Here is a 618-nt window from a genome sequence, read left to right as displayed (position 1 = left end):
CGGCGTTGGTACCGGCCGAGACCCCGAAGACATAACGCCCGCCGAAATTGGCCGGGAAGATCGTGTCGATGACTTGCAGCACAACCGCACTTTGAGTTGCGCCGATCAGGCAAGCAGAAGAATCTGCGGCAGAGATCACCTCGCTGGACGAGAGCTTTACGGAGGCGGCAACAGACCCGCCCTGAACATCGGCGGTGAAGAACGAATTACGCATACCCGCCGGCATTGGGGCCAAACCGGCCGGCGAAGGCAGCTCTACCTGGGAGTACGTCAACAGCGCTTCCCCGCCGCGCAGGAGGAATCCCGCCATGTAAGTGGCCGCACCGTCAGAAGTCTTGTAATAGCCCGCCTTGATTTTACGCTTCACCCCTTCCTTATCGGTTTCGATGTACATGCGCCGATTCTCGATAGTGATACGCGAGTCCATGACGTAATCGGCCTGCAAATAGATGGTTACCAGTCCACCCGAGGGAGTGCGCGACAAGGCCTGGATGATGGTCTTCAACGGCGCCTCAGCAGTACCTGCTGCTGTATCGTCCCCACTGATTTGGTTGACCCAGTAGCGCTTGGTGTTCGATGGCACTGCGGCAATAGCAGCGGCCAATGCCGCGTTGATCT

The 618-nt window shown here is 58.4% G+C and carries 1 protein-coding gene; it reads right to left on the bottom strand.

The window, feature by feature from the left end; translation table 11 throughout:
* The coding region (locus G7007_RS21845; RefSeq protein WP_219859202.1) for a DUF1565 domain-containing protein at positions 1–618 on the bottom strand (618 nt) is incomplete at both ends.

The organism is Pseudomonas entomophila (genome assembly GCF_013523125.1).
Taxonomy (GTDB): Bacteria; Pseudomonadota; Gammaproteobacteria; order Pseudomonadales; family Pseudomonadaceae; genus Aquipseudomonas; species Aquipseudomonas entomophila_B.
This window is presented reverse-complemented; position numbering and strand designations above follow the sequence as displayed.